17 protein-coding genes are annotated in these 17,521 nt (G+C 59.0%); 5 read left to right on the top strand and 12 right to left on the bottom strand.

Annotated elements, in window-relative coordinates; translation table 11 throughout:
* The first annotated feature begins 9 nt into the window (after positions 1-9).
* Genes FIV46_RS12520 through FIV46_RS12510 form a run of 3 tightly spaced genes read left to right on the top strand, consistent with a single transcriptional unit; the run spans position 10 to position 2,196 of the window.
* Positions 10-1,161 carry an alpha/beta hydrolase family protein gene (locus FIV46_RS12520; protein WP_139941271.1) on the top strand — a complete coding sequence of 384 codons (1,152 nt, stop codon included), beginning with the start codon at positions 10-12 and terminating at the stop codon, positions 1,159-1,161.
* The gene (locus tag FIV46_RS12515) at positions 1,161-1,568 is read left to right on the top strand and encodes a VOC family protein (protein ID WP_139941270.1); all 408 of its coding nucleotides are present in this window, start codon (positions 1,161-1,163) and stop codon (positions 1,566-1,568) included. The genes FIV46_RS12520 and FIV46_RS12515 overlap by 1 nt, the downstream gene beginning before the upstream one ends.
* A gap of 4 nt (positions 1,569-1,572) precedes the next feature.
* Positions 1,573-2,196: an O-methyltransferase gene (locus FIV46_RS12510; RefSeq protein ID WP_139941269.1), complete on the top strand. Its 624-nt coding sequence runs from the start codon at positions 1,573-1,575 to the stop codon at positions 2,194-2,196.
* A 9-nt stretch (positions 2,197-2,205) separates the two neighbouring features.
* On the opposite strand, the gene FIV46_RS12505 is transcribed toward FIV46_RS12510, so the two are convergent.
* From FIV46_RS12505 to FIV46_RS12470, 8 genes are all read right to left on the bottom strand, one after another.
* Positions 2,206-2,970, bottom strand: coding sequence for an SDR family NAD(P)-dependent oxidoreductase (locus tag FIV46_RS12505; RefSeq protein WP_139941268.1), 765 nt, complete (start codon positions 2,968-2,970; stop codon positions 2,206-2,208).
* A gap of 21 nt (positions 2,971-2,991) precedes the next feature.
* Positions 2,992-4,116, bottom strand: coding sequence for an FAD-dependent oxidoreductase (locus FIV46_RS12500; RefSeq protein WP_139941267.1), 1,125 nt, complete (start codon positions 4,114-4,116; stop codon positions 2,992-2,994).
* A 25-nt stretch (positions 4,117-4,141) separates the two neighbouring features.
* The gene (locus FIV46_RS12495) at positions 4,142-5,197 is read right to left on the bottom strand and encodes a VOC family protein (RefSeq protein WP_139941266.1); all 1,056 of its coding nucleotides are present in this window, start codon (positions 5,195-5,197) and stop codon (positions 4,142-4,144) included.
* A gap of 97 nt (positions 5,198-5,294) precedes the next feature.
* Complete coding sequence (locus FIV46_RS12490; RefSeq protein WP_139941265.1) at positions 5,295-5,534, bottom strand: hypothetical protein; 240 nt, start codon at positions 5,532-5,534, stop codon at positions 5,295-5,297.
* Positions 5,531-7,120 (bottom strand): phytoene desaturase family protein, encoded by a 1,590-nt coding sequence (locus tag FIV46_RS12485; protein WP_139941264.1) that lies wholly within the window; start codon positions 7,118-7,120, stop codon positions 5,531-5,533. The genes FIV46_RS12490 and FIV46_RS12485 overlap by 4 nt, the downstream gene beginning before the upstream one ends.
* A gap of 21 nt (positions 7,121-7,141) precedes the next feature.
* Positions 7,142-7,945 carry an SDR family NAD(P)-dependent oxidoreductase gene (locus tag FIV46_RS12480; protein WP_139941263.1) on the bottom strand — a complete coding sequence of 268 codons (804 nt, stop codon included), beginning with the start codon at positions 7,943-7,945 and terminating at the stop codon, positions 7,142-7,144.
* A gap of 41 nt (positions 7,946-7,986) precedes the next feature.
* Entirely contained in the window at positions 7,987-8,985 is a 999-nt protein-coding gene (locus tag FIV46_RS12475; protein WP_139941262.1) for a LysR family transcriptional regulator, read from the bottom strand.
* Positions 8,986-9,027: 42 nt separating this feature from the next.
* Positions 9,028-9,963: an NAD-dependent epimerase/dehydratase family protein gene (locus FIV46_RS12470; RefSeq protein ID WP_139941261.1), complete on the bottom strand. Its 936-nt coding sequence runs from the start codon at positions 9,961-9,963 to the stop codon at positions 9,028-9,030.
* 67 nt (positions 9,964-10,030) lie between these two features.
* Between FIV46_RS12470 and FIV46_RS12465 the strand changes: the two genes are divergently transcribed.
* Together FIV46_RS12465 and FIV46_RS12460 are read left to right on the top strand one after the other, a co-directional pair.
* A complete protein-coding gene (locus FIV46_RS12465; RefSeq protein ID WP_139941260.1) occupies positions 10,031-10,330 on the top strand; it encodes an antibiotic biosynthesis monooxygenase family protein in 300 nt (99 codons plus the stop codon).
* A 19-nt stretch (positions 10,331-10,349) separates the two neighbouring features.
* Positions 10,350-11,360, top strand: coding sequence for a LacI family DNA-binding transcriptional regulator (locus tag FIV46_RS12460; protein WP_139941259.1), 1,011 nt, complete (start codon positions 10,350-10,352; stop codon positions 11,358-11,360).
* 11 nt (positions 11,361-11,371) lie between these two features.
* On the opposite strand, the gene FIV46_RS12455 is transcribed toward FIV46_RS12460, so the two are convergent.
* The 4 genes from FIV46_RS12455 to FIV46_RS12440 form a co-directional block, all read right to left on the bottom strand.
* On the bottom strand, positions 11,372-12,763 hold the full coding sequence (locus tag FIV46_RS12455; RefSeq protein WP_139941258.1) for a sulfatase family protein: 1,392 nt from the start codon (positions 12,761-12,763) through the stop codon (positions 11,372-11,374).
* Positions 12,764-12,784: 21 nt separating this feature from the next.
* Positions 12,785-15,226 carry a TonB-dependent receptor gene (locus FIV46_RS12450; RefSeq protein WP_219846111.1) on the bottom strand — a complete coding sequence of 814 codons (2,442 nt, stop codon included), beginning with the start codon at positions 15,224-15,226 and terminating at the stop codon, positions 12,785-12,787.
* Positions 15,227-15,400: 174 nt separating this feature from the next.
* A complete protein-coding gene (locus FIV46_RS12445; RefSeq protein ID WP_139941257.1) occupies positions 15,401-16,180 on the bottom strand; it encodes an SDR family NAD(P)-dependent oxidoreductase in 780 nt (259 codons plus the stop codon).
* Positions 16,177-17,394 (bottom strand): MFS transporter, encoded by a 1,218-nt coding sequence (locus FIV46_RS12440; protein ID WP_139941256.1) that lies wholly within the window; start codon positions 17,392-17,394, stop codon positions 16,177-16,179. The genes FIV46_RS12445 and FIV46_RS12440 overlap by 4 nt, the downstream gene beginning before the upstream one ends.
* Between the last annotated feature and the right edge of the window lie 127 nt (positions 17,395-17,521).

Genomic DNA, 17,521 nt, shown 5'->3' with positions numbered 1-17,521 from the left:
GGAACAAGTATGTTTGAACCATTTCCCGGAAACTATGTCTGGAACCTGCAGGTAAACCTGGCGCTGGTGTGCGGCGGCAATCACGGCGAGATTGACCTCGCCTGCCGCCCGATCAAGGAAGCGGCGGCCAACGGCGAAGATGCCGGCACCGCCCTGCTGTTTGACAGCTGGATCGCGGTCGCCGACCAGCTGACCAAAAATGCCGAGGAAGACGAGAAAGCCGGCTACCTGTTGTCCGCCGGCACCAAATACGGCCGGGCCTCCGGTTATTATCTCTCTGCCGAGCGCATGCAGTCCCGGGACTATGCCCCGCGCTGGGAAGCTTATGACAAAGGCCTTGAGCTGTACCGCAAGCATGTGGCCCTGCGCGGCCTGCATATCGACTTTGTGGAAATCCCTTACGAGGACAGTTCCTTCCCGGCCATTTTTGTCCACGACGGCAGCGGCATCAAGCGTCCGGCGCTGGTGTCCTGCAACGGCCTGGACAGCATGAAAGAGCAGGTCAATATGGCCGGCCACGGCGCCTCCAACCTGGAACGCGGCATTAATACCCTGTTCGTCGACCAGCCCGGTACCGGCGAAGCGCTCAGGAAACGCGGCCTTCCTGCCCGCCATGACAGCGAAGCCTGGGCCACCCCGGCCTTTGACTATCTCGCCAGCCGTCCCGATGTGGATGAGAAAAAGATCGGTATGTTCGGCCTGTCGCTCGGCGGCTATTATGCGCCGCGCGCCGCCGCCAACGAGCCCCGCTTCGCCCTGTGCGCGGTGATGGGCGCCAACCACCTGTGGGGCGACCTGCAGCGTCGTCGTCTGGAGCGGGAAGGCGAAAATCCGGTGCCCCATTACTGGGACCATGTAATGTGGGTCTGGGGCAAGGACAGCCTCGAGGAGTTCATGGCCTATATGCCCAATGTAACGCTGGACGGCGAGATCGAGAAAATGAAAATGCCGTTCCTGGTCACCCATGGCGCCGGTGACCGGCAGATCCCGGTGTCAGACGCCCATCGCTGCTATGACGAGGCGGTCAACAGCGCCAAGCGGCACCTGCGCATTTTTACCGAACAGGACTTCGAGATCGAGCATTGCGGCGCCGACAACGGCACGGTGATGCGCGACTATATCGCCGACTGGTGCGCCGAAACCTTCGCGGAACTGGATTGATGACCAAAACCCCCGACTTCACCTTCCACCACGGCGGGGTCAGTGTGCCCGACCTGGACGCGGCCATCGACTGGTACGGCCGTGTGCTGGGCTTCGAGCTCGAGCGAAAATTTGACATCGAAGCCGCCAACGCCAGGGCGGCCATGATCAAGCGCGGCCCGCTGCGCTTTGAACTGTTCGAGGTCGAAGGCGCCAACCCCCTGCCCGAGGACCGGCGCCATCCGCCCAGCGACCTGAAAACCCACGGCAACAAGCATGTGGCCTTTAAGGTTGACGACATGGACGAGTTCCTCGCTATCGTCGAAGCCAAAGGGGCGGACGTGGCCTTTGTGGTGCGCGAAGACTTCGGCAAGGGCTGCTTCCTGCGCGACTGCGCCGGCAACCTGATTGAATTTGTTGAGGATTGAGACCATGGCCAGTGAAGCAGTGAAATCGGTTCTGGCGGAATATAACGCCCGCCTGGAAATCGAAGAAGAACTGATGGCCGCCTTTCCGCCCGGCTCCAGGAATGCGCCGGAACGGGACAGTTTGCTGCTGGCCGTAGGTGAGGAAACAGGGCGGTTCCTACAGGATCTCGCCATTGGTTGCGGTTCGAAGAACATCCTCGAAATCGGCACCAGCTATGGCTATTCCACCCTGTTCCTGGCCAGCGCGGCCAAAGCCACCGGCGGCAGGGTCACCACCCTGGAACTGTCCGAGGAAAAGCAGAATTACGCCCGGGAAATGCTGCAGAAGGCGGAACTGGATGACTATGTGGAATGGCTCACCGGGGACGCGCTCGACCTGATTGCAGGGCTCAAGGGACCCTTTGATTTCGTGCTGCTCGATATCTGGAAGGAACTTTATGTCCCCTCTCTGGAGCTGTTTTATCCCAAACTGAGCGCCGAAGGCATCATTGTCGCGGACAATATCCTCTATCCGGAAGCGCACCGACGCGATGCGCAGCAATATCGTCACGCTGTAGAGTCAAAAGAAGGGTTGAATTCGGTTCTTCTGCCGATCGGCAGCGGCATCCTGGTCAGCACACGCCTTTAATATTGATCCCTAATTTCCGTCTGTAATCACGGTGCCGCCGTCGACGACAAGATTGTGGCCGGTGATGAAGCTGGCCTTGTCGGAAGCCAGGAACAGGGCGGCGTTGGCGATCTCCTGCGGTTGCCCCACACGCCGGAGCGGCGTCATCCGCATGCGCCGTTCGGCCGCTTCCGGGTTTGACAGGATATTCTTTTCCCAGCCGGTGGCGATCAGGCCGGGGGAAATGCTGTTGACCCGGACATTGTCCGGACCGAAGCCCACAGCCAGATCCCGGGCCAATTGGGCGACGGCGGCCTTGGTCAGGCTGTAAACTCCGATCGACTTGTTGCCCCTGAGGCCGGACAGGCTGGAGGTTAGCACCACGCTGCCGCCGCCATTTTCCGCCATGTGGGGGACGATATGATCGCAGAGGATCCGGCTATGATGCAGGTTGATGGCGAAGACTTTTTCCACCTCGTCCTCATAGCCCTCCTCACCGCGTCGTTTGGAGCCGGTGATCCCGGCGTTGCAGAACAGGCAGTCGATTTTGCCGTCCACCGCCAGTGCCTTTTTTGCAAAATCGGGCAGTCCACGGCTATCGGACAAGTCAAACAGCAATGACGTCGCCCTATGACCGTCAGCATTGAGACGGCCCGCCACTTCGTCACACAGGGCTGCATCCTCGCTGTTGATCAGCACATGAGCGCCCTCGGCCGCCAGGGCTTCCGCCATAGCCAGGCCGATGCCGGTTGTGCTTCCCGTGACCAAGGCCGTTTTTCCGGTGAAATCCTTCATCTGCCTCTCTTTTGGTTCGGCCTAGATCGGTGCCGAGACCACTTCCAGCATCTTCTTCATCAAGGCCGCCGCATTGGCGTCCGGTGTCGGATGCTGCTCCCATTCGCCGATCTGGATCGAGCTTTCCCAGATGAAGCGGGTCCGTTCCAGCCGGCGATCCATATAATGGCGCAGCATGGGTTCCATTTCCTGTTCCGTCGCCGCCAGCTCGGCCAGCACCACCGCATCCTCGATGGCCTGGGCCGCCCCTTGGCCAAGATGCGGCGTACCGGCATGGGCAGCGTCCCCCATCAGGACAATGCGGCCGCGGTACCAGGGATCGGGCACAAAACAGACCTCCAGCGGCCGGTAGACCACCAGCTCCGGATCGGTAATCTGTTTCGCCAGTTCCGGAATGCGGCCGCCGTAGGGCTCAAGCCGTTTTTTGAATTCATCGGCCAGCGTTTCTGTTGGGAAGAACGGGTTGCCCGGCTCGGCGCCGACATAGAGAATATAAATCGTATCTTCGGTCAGCGGCACGTAGCCCGCCTTGCCGCCGGGAATGCCGTCCATCATCACCGAATGGGTCACGTCCTTGGGCCGAGGCAGGTTGTAGCGCCACACCCCCTGGCCGGTAAATTTCGGCGCCGGCAGGTCCGGGAACAGGAACTTGCGCACACTGGAATAGGCGCCGTCGGCCCCGATCACCATATCATAATCGCCCTCGCTGCCGTCAGTAAAGGTGACATGAACATGATCGCCCTGATCATCGAGCTTTTCAAAGGTCACGCCAAAGTGCATGTTGGCCCCAGTCTCGCGGGTGGCCTTGATCAGCACGTCATGCAGGGCCGGACGGGCCATACCCAGGTCGGTGGGATAGTCCTCGCCGGCCAGTTTCGGGCCATACTCGCGGACGATGGTATTGCCTTCGGGATCCTGCATTTCGAAGCCGCTGTAGGGGAAGCCGACGGCCACCGCCTCGTCAGCAACGCCGAGCTCCTTCAGGGCGCGGACCACATTGGCCTGCACAATAATGCCGACATGATAAACTTTGGATGTTTCACTGATCTCCACCAGATCAACCTCGATCCCCTTGCGGCGGAAACCGATGGCGGCGCACAGCCCGCCAATCCCGCCGCCAATGATAAGAACCTTGCGGATTGCCATAAGGGCCTCCCTTTAAATTATACTGTTAAATTGCGTGTTCGTCGTCGTCCGTCAGACCGGCCAGATCCTTGTCCAGATCCTTTTTGTTGGCCTTGCGGTAGGGCTCGAACGAACTTTCGTCTGCGTCAAACGTCATGTCCCAGGGGATGTCGTCACCGCGGAAAATCGGCGGCGCATTGTGGGACCATAAGAGCGACCCGAACTTGAAGTCCCAGGCCCGGGGCACCCAGTTGTCATCCAGATAGTCGGTGTCGGCATGATATTCCGCCTCGCCGCCACAGGGATTATCGATGTAATAATAAATGGCAGAGGAAATACGGTGCCGGGAAATACCGCCGGAACTGTTCATGGAAGTGTTCTTCCAGCCCTTCTTGTCCATGATGTTGGCGCCCAGCATTACTTCATCGATATCCTCGAGACCGAAAGCGATATGCATGAAACCGAAATGATCCGGCGCGACAGGCAGGTCCGTGTTGACCCAGAAAATGCTGTGATGTTCATAGGTGCCGTCAGCCCGGGCGAAAATGCCTACGCCCTTGGAATGATCCGTATAGCGGAAGCCCAGCTTGTCCCGGTAAAATTCATAGGACGACACATAGTCGTCCGAGAAAAACACCACATGGTTGATGGTCTTGGGGATTGCCTTGTGGCGCCATTTACGATGCTGGTTGAGCCGCTGGATGCAGCCCGGCGCATTGACCGCATCGGGCTGGGAAAGCACATCGCGTTTGTTCCAGACCCTAAGCCCGATCGGTTGCCCGTCGGGACAGACGCAATGGGCGGTGCCGTCCGCATCCCGGGTCACTTCCAGGTCCTCGGCCAGACCCGCGACCAGTTTTTCCAGGTTTTCTTCGCTGTCAACGCCCCAGATGGTTTCCTTGACGCCATTGCCCTCGAACGGCTGCGGCAGGCGCGCGTCGCCATTCCGGCGCACGATCACCCGCGATCCGCTGGCCACTTCAAAAATGCTTTCCGTCTCATCGCGGGAGACTGGCACAAGACCGAAGTCCTCCCAGAACCTGGTGCAGGTTTCGAGGTCGTCCACGCCGAAGATAACGCTTTCTACACCTAATATGCTCATCAAATCATTCCTTTGTCTTTGTCCAAAGTATGACCCGCGAACGGAAGGGATAGAAGTCGTTTTTATCGAGGCCAGCTATCGACGGGACGGAACCACCTCAGTCCTCCTTCTTGCCCGGTCGGAACAGGAAGGTCAGCAGGAAGATCACAAGCTGGAAAGACAGCATTTTCAGCGCCGCCCTTGCCTGGTCCGGGCTGATGCGGGCCTTCATGGGCATGGCGCCGAAGATCTTGCCGGTGATCACCAGGTCGTTGCCATCCTGCTCCAGCTTGCGGACCGTCATCAGTTCCTTGTTCTGGCCGTCATAGATCTTCATCACATTCTTTTTATTACTCATTGCACGTCTCCGCCCAGAACCTTGTCATAATCAATATCCATGTCGTCCATCATCTGGATCGCCGTGGCGCGACCGGCGCCGAATACCCCGCCGCCGGGATGCATGAAGGGGCCGACCAGATAGAGGCCCTCCACCCCGGGCACGGTGAAGTGACCCAGGTCCGGGGTCGGGCGGTGACCGACCGACTGATACATGAAGGGGGCGCAGCCATGCACGTCGCCCTTGAGGAAGCTCGCCGGGCTGTCGCGTTCGTGATCCAGCGGCGAGCGCACCAGCCGGGCCAGGATATTGTCGTCAGTGAGGTTGCTGTAGAACTTGCGATAATAGGCGAGGCTGCCGTCTGCCACCTCTTCCTTGACCTCGTCCCAACGCGCGTGGCCGCCGTCATAAAGCTCATAGGGGGCGAAGGTCACGCCGTAAAAGACCCCGGCGCCGGCCGGGGCCCTGGTCGGGTCATTGACCGTATTGTCGCCGCCGGCGATCAGGCGGCGGTCCGGGATATAACCGCGGCGCAGCTTGTCATAATCCAGCAGCATCTCGTGCATGCTGTCGGTGGACATCAGTTCTGTCATCACCGCACCCTCTGCCTCGGGCGCATAGAGCCTGGCCCGTTCCTTGAGCGCCATATGGGTGAGGCAGATGGAGAAGGTGGAAGGTGTGACATTTTCCGCCCGCTTCAGCACCGGTTCCGGCACCCCGTCGACGAACTTGCGCAGCACATGGGGATGAATGGCGCCAATGACACCGTCTTTCGCCATAAAGGTTTCGCCGTCCACCAGCTCGACCCCGGCGGCCTTGCCGGAAGAGGTCAGCACCTTGCCGACCTCGGCATTGCAACGGACCTCGCCGCCGTAATGTTCGATACAGCGGATCAGCGCCTCGGTCAGCTTGCCGCTGCCGCCGACCGGTTGCGACACGCCGTAGGTATGGATAATGCCCGGCATCAGGAAAGCGCCCATGCCGGTGCCCAGCTCATCGGGCATCTGCAGGTTTTCCGTGACCAGCCGCACAATATGAATTTTCAGCAGGTCGCTTTCAAAATACATGTCGGCCACATCAAGGGCGCTGCGCGACATGATGTCGAGTAGGAAGCGGCCTTCATCGCTCTGGTCCATCATGGCGACAAAGGCGCCCATCGGAAACGGCGGCGCATACAGGCCGGCCATGAACATGGGCAGCACCTGCTGGCTCATATGCACGAATTTGCGGTAAGCTTCCGCATCCTTCTCGGAAAATTTGGCAATGCCTTCGCAGGTCTTGTCCAGGTCCTTGTAGGACAGGATCACCCGGCCGTCGTCGAAAATGGTGGCATGGGGCAGCTCGGGATAGTTATATTCCAGGCCGAATTTGCTCAGCAGGCCCAGTTCATCCTCCCGCAGCATGGGATTGCCCTGGATCATGATATGCACGTTGCTGTGTTCGTCATGATGGTAGCCCGGCAGGGTCAGTTCCCGGGTCGATACCCCGCCGCCGGCATGGGGCTTGCGCTCCAGTACCAGAACCTTTTTTCCGGCCTTGGCCATATAGGCCGCCGCGGTCAGGCCATTGTGGCCGCCGCCGAGGGCGACGATATCATAGTCACTCATTCTCTCACTCCCGTAAATTCTCTAATTGTCGCCAAGCGCCATGAAACCGGCAATGCCCGGCACATGACTGGCGAGACCGCCGTCAGCGACGATCACTTGTCCGGTAATATTGCGCGCCGCGTCAGAGGCGAGGAACGCCGCCACTTCGGCGATATCTTCCGGTTCGCCCAGTTGGTCGCGCAGGGTTTCATCCTCCACCAGCTTGCGGATATGCGGGGGGAAGGCCTCCTTGAGGGCCGGGGTCATGGTCATGCCCGGCGCCACCGCATTGGCGCGCACACCCTTGCGGCCATGGGATGCCGCCACCGAGCGGGTCATCTGGATGATCGCCGCCTTGGAGGCACTATAGGCCGCCTGGATCACATGTCCCTGCAGGGCCAGGTTGGACACCGTATTGATCACACAGCCCTTGCTCTGCACCAGATGCGGCAGGGCCTCCCGGGTGGCAATCATGCTGCCGCGGCAATTGACGGTGAAGGCCATGTCCCAGATGCGGGTCTGCATATGCTCCACATCCCCGTCGGCTTCAGCGATGTCCGGCCCGAGCGCCGCCGCATTATTATGCAGGATATCGAGCCGGCCGAAATGGCTGACGGCTTTCTCCACCATGGCTTTGATCGACTCTTCAGACGCCAGGTCAAGCTCCACCGGCCAGCAGTTTTCGCCAAGCCGACCGGCCAATTGCTGCGCCCGGTCAAAAGCAATGTCGGCCAACACCACCGACGCGCCGCGCGCCAGCATCAGTTCCGCAGTCGCCGCGCCAATTCCGCCGGCGGCGCCGGTGATTATGGCCACCTTGCCGGCCAGCAGGCCACGATTTTCCATGATCTACTCCTTGTTCAGATTATCTATAGAGACTGTTGAGGCTAGCCGAATACTCCCGGACGAACCCCGCCGCCCGCTCCCCTCTGTTTACGATCCCCGCCCCAGTCGATGCCGTCATGCACCACGCCGGACGGCGCCTTTTCCTTTGCGATATCCCGCAGATGGTCCACCATCCATTCGATCGCGGGATCATTGCAGCTGGCGCTGCTCCACTGCACAGAAAGCCTGACCGACGGGATTTCAATCGGTACTGGCATCACTTTCAGCGGCAGCACCCGGGCCAGCCTGCGCGCCAGGCGCCGATGCATGGTGGCGATGCGGTTCGAGCCGATGACAAACCCGGCCACGGAAATAAAGGACGGCGCTGCGATCTGTTCCTTGCGGATCAGCGACTGGTCATTGAGGTAATGTTCCACATGGGAAGGGGCACGCGACTTTCCGAACCGCACCACCACATGTTCCATGTCGAAGAACATCTCCCTGGTCAGCGGTTGCTTAAGCGCCGGGTTATCATCCCAACCGACAACCACATAATCATCTTCAAACAAAAATTCACTGGGGTGCTCCGAGGAAATAGCGCTGTCGATAGTGATCAGCAAATCCATCTGGCCCCGCTCCAGCTTTTCGGTCAGATTGTCAGTCAGAGGCAGGATTTCAAACTGCATGTGCGGCGCTTCCTCAGACAGCTTCTGCACTGCTGCCGAAAGCAATACCTCAGTGGCATAGTCGGAGGCGGCGATGGCAATGGACCGGTCGGAGGTCGCGGGATCAAACGGCGGCGCAATGGCGATGGTTGTGCGGATTTTCTCCAGCACGGCCCTGACCGGTTCGATCAGCTCTTCGCCCCGGGGGGTCAGCACCATCTGGCGCCCTTTAAGCACCAGCAGGTCATCTTCAAAATATTCCCTGAGCCGCCCCAATGCACTGCTGGTCGCGGACTGGCTCAGACAAATCCTGTCCGCCGCCTGCGAAACACTTTTTTCCGCCAGCAAGGCATCCAGCGCCACCAGCAAATTCAGATCCAGTCTTTGAAAACGCATTTGATTTCTCCCAGATTAAAACACCAGCTACCGCTGTTACGGTCAGCTCGCCTTGATAACCCCAATGGCTCTTTCCACCATCGCATCAACTTCCTTGTCATGACAAAAACCGCCCCGGTCTGCCGCTGCCGTTGTCAGCGGCGGATGGGTGCCGAAGGCTGCTTCAAGCGCCCCGTCCGGCTTATAACTGACCAGTGATGTACTCTGCGCAGTTGCCCGCGCCACCGACTCCACAAGTTCTTCCATTGTGATATTGAGCGCCGGCAGGGTCATGGCCCGCGACGCCGGCAGCAGCCCCGGATCGACCTCCAGTCCATGCACAATATTCTGCGCGCACTGGCTCACCGACATCATCCACATGGTCGCCTGCGCAGAGACCGGGCAGATGAAATCCTCGCCCGCCAGGAAAGCGTGGAACAGATTGCTCATGAAGGCGGATTTGAGCCCCGACGGCCCCTTGGGCCGGGCGACAATGCCCGGCAGGCGCAAACTCATGCCTTCGACCTCGCCGCGCCGGGACATGGTGCCCACCGCGGTTTCAATCATCGCCTTGTGCGCGCCGTAAACCAGCTTTGGCAACAACGGCGTCGAATCATCCACACCCTGCGCTGGCAAGGGGGCGCCGTAGACGGCAATGGTGCTGGCAAAAACCACCCGCGGCTTGCCGCCGCCGGCCTTCGCTTTGTCCAGCAGATCCAGTGAGGCATCAATATTGACCCGTCGGGACAGGCCCGGATCCTGTTCCGCCGCCCCGCCCGGGACCGAGGCCAGATGAACAAGGCCCTCTATATCCCGATCAAATGCTTTATCCAGAGTGTGCGGGTCGCACAGGTCACCGGCGACCAGCACCAGACCGTCCTGCTCTTCAAAAGCGGACAGGTTGCTGTCCATGGCGACCACTTTGCGACCTGATTCGAGCAATCTGGCGACCACCTGTCGCCCCACAAATCCCCCGGCTCCCGTAACGATTATTGTCATGCTTGATTTAACCTCCGAAGCGACTTATACTCCATTTTGCATTCGAATGCAATACGGGAGGCAAAATATGATTCAGGAAATTGCACAGATCAAAATCGACCCGGCCAGAGCGGCGGATTTCGAGGCCGCGGTGGCAAATTCAGCGCCGGTTTTCAAGGCCGCCAAGGGATGCCGCGGCATGAAGCTGGAGAAGGTGATCGAGGATCCTGCCTGTTACCGCCTGCTGGTGACCTGGGAGACGGTCGAGGACCATATGGTGCATTTCCGGGACTCGGACGGTTTCCGGACCTGGCGGGCGAACGCCGGGCCTTTTTTTGTTGACCCGCCCGTTGTGGTGCATAGTGTGCTGGTGGAAAATTATTTCTAGGATTGGAGCAAAGCAACAAGTGGCCGGAACACGTCCCAAGAAAGCCATAACCGCCTATGATGTGGCAGATCACGCCGGCGTTTCCCAATCGGCCGTGTCGCGCACCTTTACGCCCGGGGCCAGCATATCGGCCAAGACCAAGGCAAAGGTTCTGGCGTCGGCCAAGGCACTGGGTTACCGGCCCAACTTCATCGCCAAGTCCCTGATCACCCGCAAGTCCGGGATTACCGGCGTCGCCCTGGGCTATGCGGATAATCCTTTCTACCCGGCCTTGATGGAGGAATTGATGAAACGGCTGTCCCGGCAGGGGCGCCGCTTCCTGTTGTTTAACGGCGACCCGCAACGGGATTCCGATCCGGAACTGGAGGAAATCCTGCGCTATCAGGTAGACGCCCTGATCCTGATGTCCTCTACCCTGTCCTCCCACCTGGCGGCCGATTGCAAGGACGCCGGGATTCCGGTTGTGCTGATCAACCGCCGGACAGAAGACGGCAGCACCTCCAGCGTGACCGGAGACAATTTTGTCGGCGCCCGGAAAATCGCCGAATTCCTGATGGCTGGTGGTCACCAGCGACCGGCCTTCCTCGCCGGCGCGGAAAACAGTTCCACCAACCGGGAGCGGGAAGAGGGTTTCCGCGCCGGTCTTTCCGCCGCCGGTGGTACGGCGCCACTCCGCGCCTGTGGCAACTATCAGCTGGAAGGCGCCCGGCAGGCCACTCGCGAACTGCTGGCTAGCCCGGACCGGCCGGACGCCATTTTCTGCGCCAACGATCACATGGCCATCGGCGCCCTGGAAGTGGCGCGCTATGAATTCGGCCTTGATGTGGGGCGGGAGATTTCCATTGTCGGCTTCGATGATGTGGATATGGCCGCCTGGCCCAGTTTCGATCTTACCACCTATTCCCAGCCGGTTAACGAAATGGCCGAAGCCGCCATGGAACTGATCGACCTGGAGGAAAAAGCAGAGCCGGTCCACCGGCGCATTCCGGGTGAGTTGATTATCCGCAAAAGCGCCAGAAATCCAAAATAAGTGTCAAAAAGCTAATAGCGGTCTGAGTAGGACCGATGCACGTCTTCAGAAAAACTACTGTCCGGATAGGGCAGCATGCCCTTGTTCCATTTGGCATGCAGGGCCTTGAGTTCGGCGAATTTTTCCGGATGCCTGTGCTTCAGCTCGGCCCGTTCGCGGGGATCGCGGACCACATTGAACAGATGCTCCTGGTCCGCCATCTTGAGATATTTCCACTCGCCCTGGCGCACGGCGGCCTGCTCGTTGGCCTTGAAACGCCAAAAGAGGGTCCGTTCCCGAGGTTTTTCCTCGCCCAGCAACACCGGCAACAGATCCATACCGTCAAAACTATAGTTCGCCGGGGTGCCGCCGGCCGCCTTGAGCAGGGTCGGGGCAAAATCCATCGATGTCATCACTTGGTCCGACAATGAACCCGGCTTGATCCGCGCCGGCCAGCGTATGGTCAACGGCACCCGGATGCCGCCTTCCAGCAGTTCGCCCTTGACCCCGACAAAGGGCCAGGTATCGGAAAAACGCTCGCCGCCGTTATCGCTGGTAAAAATGACGATGGTATTGTCGGCAATATTCAGTTCGTCCAGTGTGGCAAGCACCCGGCCGATGTTTGAATCCATGCTGCGGACCATTTCCGCATAGGTTTCCAGCGTGCCGCCGTCCATATGAAAAATGGATTTGAGCTTGCCGGACACTTCCTCGTCATGGGGTCCTTCCCACGGCCAGTGCGGCGCGTTGAAATGAAGGCTGATGAAAAAAGGAGTTTTGCCGCCGGACTTGCGAATGATATCGATGGTCTCGTCGGCAAAAAGTTTCGTCAGATAGCCCTGCCGTTCAACCGGCTCATTGTCCAGGTAAAGACCATCGCCCGGCGCGTCCCTGTCGAATTCGACCCGGTGGCGGAAATAGTCCGCGGCCCCCTTCTGGATGCCGAAGAAATGATCATAACCATGCTGCAGAGGGCCATGCCACGGGGTGTCGCCAAGATGCCACTTCCCCACCAGCGCCGTATGATAGCCCTGTTTTTTCAGCACCGAGGCAATGGTCGGCTGCTCCAGCGGCAGGCCGATATCCTCAGGCGCATCGCGGCCCACCGGTTCCTCCAGGCCAATGACAAAGCGCTGCTGGTAGCAGCCGGTGGCCAGTGCGGTCCGGGTCGGTGAACAGATGCTGGAATTGGCATATCCCTGCGTTAGCATCAGGCCGTCGCGGGCCAGTTTGTCAATATTGGGGGTGCCGATATGGCGCTGGCCGTATACGCCGACATCGGCATAGCCGATATCATCCGCCATGATGAAAATAATGTTGGGTGGTGCGTCGGCTTTGCCGGATTTGGCGAAGGAGGTAGAGGAAAGGACACCGGCGGCTGCGGCAGCGGCAATAAATTCTCGCCTTGTCGCTTTGACAGCCATCGGTGTCCTCCCCAAATCAGATCAGAAGTTGGCGCTCAGGCGTACTCCATAGGTCATCGGCGCGCCGAAGACGGTCACAGCCTGGCCGGTCGGCGCCGCCTGGGTTGTGGCGCGATGGCGCGTGTCCTCGATGTTGTGGATATAGGCCGTCACGGACCATTTTCCGTCAACCGGTTCAAAAGTCAGGTCGGCACTCGTCACGAAATGGGCCTCGATGAACTCATGCTCAATCTGTTCGAACCCGCCCCACTGATCATCCCGCCAGCGCGTGTCGACCGATGCAATCAGGTTATAGTCACCGATCGGGAATGTCTGCTCGATGCCCAGGTTGATGGACCATTTCGGAGAATAGATCGCCTGGTTGCCGGAACAGTCAAAGTCCTTGATCTCTGCCCCATCCGCGATTTCGCCGGTATAGGTGTAGGGACAATTGATATTGTCGCGGGGCGATGCGGTGAAGAAATGAAGATCATCATAGGTGGCATCAAGGTACTGGACCTTGGCGTTGATGATTGTGTTTTCTGTCGCCGCCCAGATCAGGTCGATGTCAGCCCCTTTGCTGGTGGCCTGCCCCACGTTGTCGGTCAGACTGACCAGAGCGCTGTTGGAAATGGTGAAATAGGTGATCTGCTGATCCTTGTAGTCCCACCAGAAAAGTTCCGCATTGAGCTGCAGGCGCCCGTCAAGAAACCGGTTCTTGGACCCGATGGTCCAGGCGTCGATATATTCAGGCTCATAGGTTGGAATGCCCTCCGCCAGCTGGAAACCGCCGGAACGGTACCCGGTTTCAAAGCTCGCATAAAGCATGGAATCATCGGACACATCCCATTCCATGGCCGCGCGCCAGGTCACCTTGGTATTGTTGTAGGTATCGTTCACCGGTTCATAGGTTTTCAGGATCGTCCCCGCCCCGTTCAGCAACGGAAGCACTTGGACAGACCCCGGCGTATAGGTAATCGCCGGATCAACCCAGCCGTTGGCATGCAGCCAGTCGAAAGCCTGCTGCGGATTATCCAGGGTCGGATAATGCGGCATATTGCCGGCGCAGGTGGCGAAAGAGGCCGGCGGCACAACATTGCTCGGCGGCAGACCGCCGCAGAAGGTAATGAAGTTTTCGATCAGGCCGTCAAAGTCTTTCTTGTCGTCGGTATAGCGAATACCGCCGATCACCCGGAAAGTATCGGTAACGTCATAGGTCAACTGACCGAAAGCCGCCCATGCCGTGGTTTCCTGCAGATATTCCTGCAACGGCAGCACAAATTCCTGGTTAAAGGTATTATTGCCTTCCACTTCTTCATTGAAAAAGTAACCGCCGACAATATAGTTCAGCGGGCCTTCACTGTCGCTGGTGAAGCGGGCCTCGACGCTATACTGTTCGTCACGCTCCTGAATCCAGCCGCTGTTAAAGGAAGGAAGCCCCCACTTGCTGTCCTGGTCCACCCGGCGCCATGCGGGGATAATGGTAAAGGTCCCCCCGTCGATGGTGTAATTGATTTCCGCATTTACGCCATAATATTTATTGTCCTGATACCAGTCGTCCTGAATATCGTTGAAAAAGTCAAAAGCCGGCGCGCCAAGCAAAGTATTGCGATAGGCATTGCCCGCCTCGGTATTCATACCCTCGTCAATATCCAGGCCTGACGGCACCAGCGTGTAGCCGCCCTCCCCATCGGAGGAATAGTTGCCCTCATACGTGGACCCCGGGCCGACACCGCCGATTTTGGTATAGTCCGCGCCAATGCGGACACTCAGGTTGTCATTGGGCTGGAACAGCAGCTGGGCGCGGAACCCATGGGTATCCTCATCCGAAGTGCCATCCTTGTTAAACCCGTCGCGCTTGGAATAGTTACCAGCCACACGGAGCGCCACGGTATCGCTGAGCGGGGCGTTGATCGCACCCTGCATCTGGAAAGCATCATAGTTTCCGTAGCCCGCGGTCAGGAAGCCGTTCATTTCATCCAGGCTAGGTTTGACCGGCAGAATATTGATGGCGCCGCCGGTCGCATTTCGTCCGTAAAGCGTCCCCTGCGGACCTTTCAGAACCTCGACACGTTCCAGATCAAAAAAAACGGACCCTGCCGCTGCGGAAGCGCGCCCCATATAAACGCCGTCGTAACTGACGGCAACGGCCGGATCAATATAGCTGGACGTGGTCCGGTTGCCAACACCGCGAATAAAGATGGCAGAGGTTGCCCCGCCACCGTCAGCAATCGTCAGAGCCGGCACGGATTTGTTCAGATCCTTGGCGTTGGCGATCCCTTTCTTCAGAAGCTTCGCGCCATTCACCGCATCCACGGAGATGGACGCCTCTTGCAGGCTTTCCGCCTTGCGCTGGGCGGTAATCACGATCTCCTCAATAGCAAATGTATTTTCGCCCTCTGCCTGTTCCTCGGCATAGCCGGCCTGGGTCAGCACCGCCATCGACACACCGGTCAGAGCCATTAACTTGAGTGTTTTTTTCATAAAAGTCCTCCCAATGACTTTAAAATTTTTAAAACGTTCAGAGCCTGCCGGCTGGTTTCCCTGGGGTTGAACCGGCAGGCCTCTCCCGCAAGTAAGGTAGCAAGCCGGCCCCCACAGGTCATACGGATTGTGTGGATTCGTCCTATTCACAGGATCGAAGAAAGCCTCTCGGCCCTATAGAGCCGTCGCCCCGCCGTCCACGGAAAGGTCCGCCGCCGTGACAAATGTAGACTCATCAGACGCCAGGAACGTGGCGGCCCAGCCGATGTCCTCCGGTTGTCCCAAGCGCTTGACCATGTTGTGCGCCAACACATTGTCGATAAAACCCGGTTGATCCAGCACCGGACTGGTGGCGGCCGTAACAATCATGCCCGGTGAGATCGAGTTGGCGCGAATGCCGTGCGGCGCCCCTTCGGCGGCAAGTTGCCGGGTCATGGCCAGAACGCCGCCCTTGCCGGCACAGTGCGCCAGGGCGGGCGATCCTTCCAGCGTCAGATAGGCGTTTGCGGACGCCAGATTGATGATGGAGGCACCTTCCTTTTTCATATGAGGCCAGGCCGCCTTACAGGCCAGAAACACCAGGTCCAGTTCGCCCCTGAGGGTGAATTGCCAGTCGTCCAGGGTCATTTCCTCGATCGGCTTGAACACCGCCATGGCCGCCGCATTGAGCAGGATATGAATCGCCCCGTGCCGTTCCCCGACCCCGTCCATCAGGGCGTAAACATCCTTTTCCCGGGTCAGGTCGCAGGGCGCCACCACCTCGATGGACGAGCCGTTTTCCTGCGCTTCCGCCGCTGTCGCCTGGGCCGCTGCCGCGTCGATATCGCAACCGATCACCGTCGCACCGTGGCGGGCGAACATCAACGCACAGCCCTTGCCGATTCCGGCGCCGATCCCGGTGACCACCGCCACTTTTCCGTAAAGCCGGGGCTTGTCCTGAGTGTGTTCTGTCATGCTATTTCCTTTGCAGTGGCCTGCCGCTTGCTATTGATCAACATGACCATGGCACACACCGCCGCGACCAGACCGCCAACCCCAAGATATTGAAAAGAGGGCAGCAATCCGCCAACCCTGAGCGAAATGAATGTCACCACGATAGGGCTCAGGAACTGGCCCAGCGCGAAAGCCGACTGCCAGATACCTGCGCCGCGGGCCCGCACCTCAAAAGCCAGCTGGCTCACCGCCCAGACCAGCAGGGTCGGCAGGATCATACCGGCGCCGATCTGGTTCAGGCCGCAGCCGACCAGGAACCAGGTGGAGTTCTCCGCCCGGGACATCATGAAAAAGCCGACACCGAGAATGAAAAATTCCATGAACAGCAATCCCCCCACCGGCAACTTGTTAATGCGGCTGTAGACGAATGTGCCGAAGGGCACGCCCAAACTGGCCACGGAGGTGAGAAAGCCGATTCTTGCACTGTCGCTCAGGCCGTGCGCCACCAGTCCCGGGGCGGCCTGGATCTGCACCGTATAAAAGAGCACCGAGGCGAAGATGGTCACCATGATGATCCCACCCATTTTCAGCCAGGGGAAAGAAGCCCAGCTCATGCTGTGAGCTGCGTGCTCCTTGCCACCTTCCTCAGTCCTTTGTTCCGGCTCCCAGGTAAAGATCAGCACCGCGATCAGCATGACGAAGGAGGACGTATAGACCCAGAAGGGCATGCGCCAGCCGAAAGTGCCGAGCAGGCCGCCGATATTGAAAAACAGCAGCGCCGACAGTGATGCGGTTGCCGTCTGCGCCGCCAGCCATTTGTTGCGCACCTCGCCACGGTAATAGTCGGCGATCAGGGTGGTGGTCAGGGTCATGATCAGCGCTTCCGTGATCCCCACGACAACACGAGACATCAGGATCAGCTTGATATCGTTAAGGAAGATCGGGAGCGGTCCCACAACACCGTATAAGGCAAGCGACCAGAGCAACAGCCGCCGACGGCCGAAATAGTCACCGAAAATGCCGGCTATGGGCGAAAATATTGCCACACACAGCGCCGGCAGAGTCAAAATCACCGGCACCAGATAGTCGGCATTGGGAACGTCTTTGAATTCCGCCTGCAATTGCGGCAGAATCGGCGCCAACAGCACGATGGCCATGGTGGAAAGTGTAATCGGAACAAGCAAAGACAGGCCCGTGGCCATACCCGGCTGTCGTTGGTCAACTGATGCATTCATGTGCAAAAATTCTCCCTATACGCCCCGACTACTCCCATTGCCGACAGCATACCATATTGTTGCCGCCCGGGAAGCGTCCGGGCAGGTAGTTTCCACCTTGCGAGCTGGAGGGCCGGGAATCAATCTC

Origin of the sequence: Emcibacter nanhaiensis, from assembly GCF_006385175.1 — a bacterium.
In the GTDB taxonomy this organism is placed as follows: Bacteria; Pseudomonadota; Alphaproteobacteria; order Sphingomonadales; family Emcibacteraceae; genus Emcibacter; species Emcibacter nanhaiensis.
The sequence above is the reverse complement of the archived record's forward strand: the minus strand, read 5'-3'. Positions and strand labels throughout refer to the sequence as shown.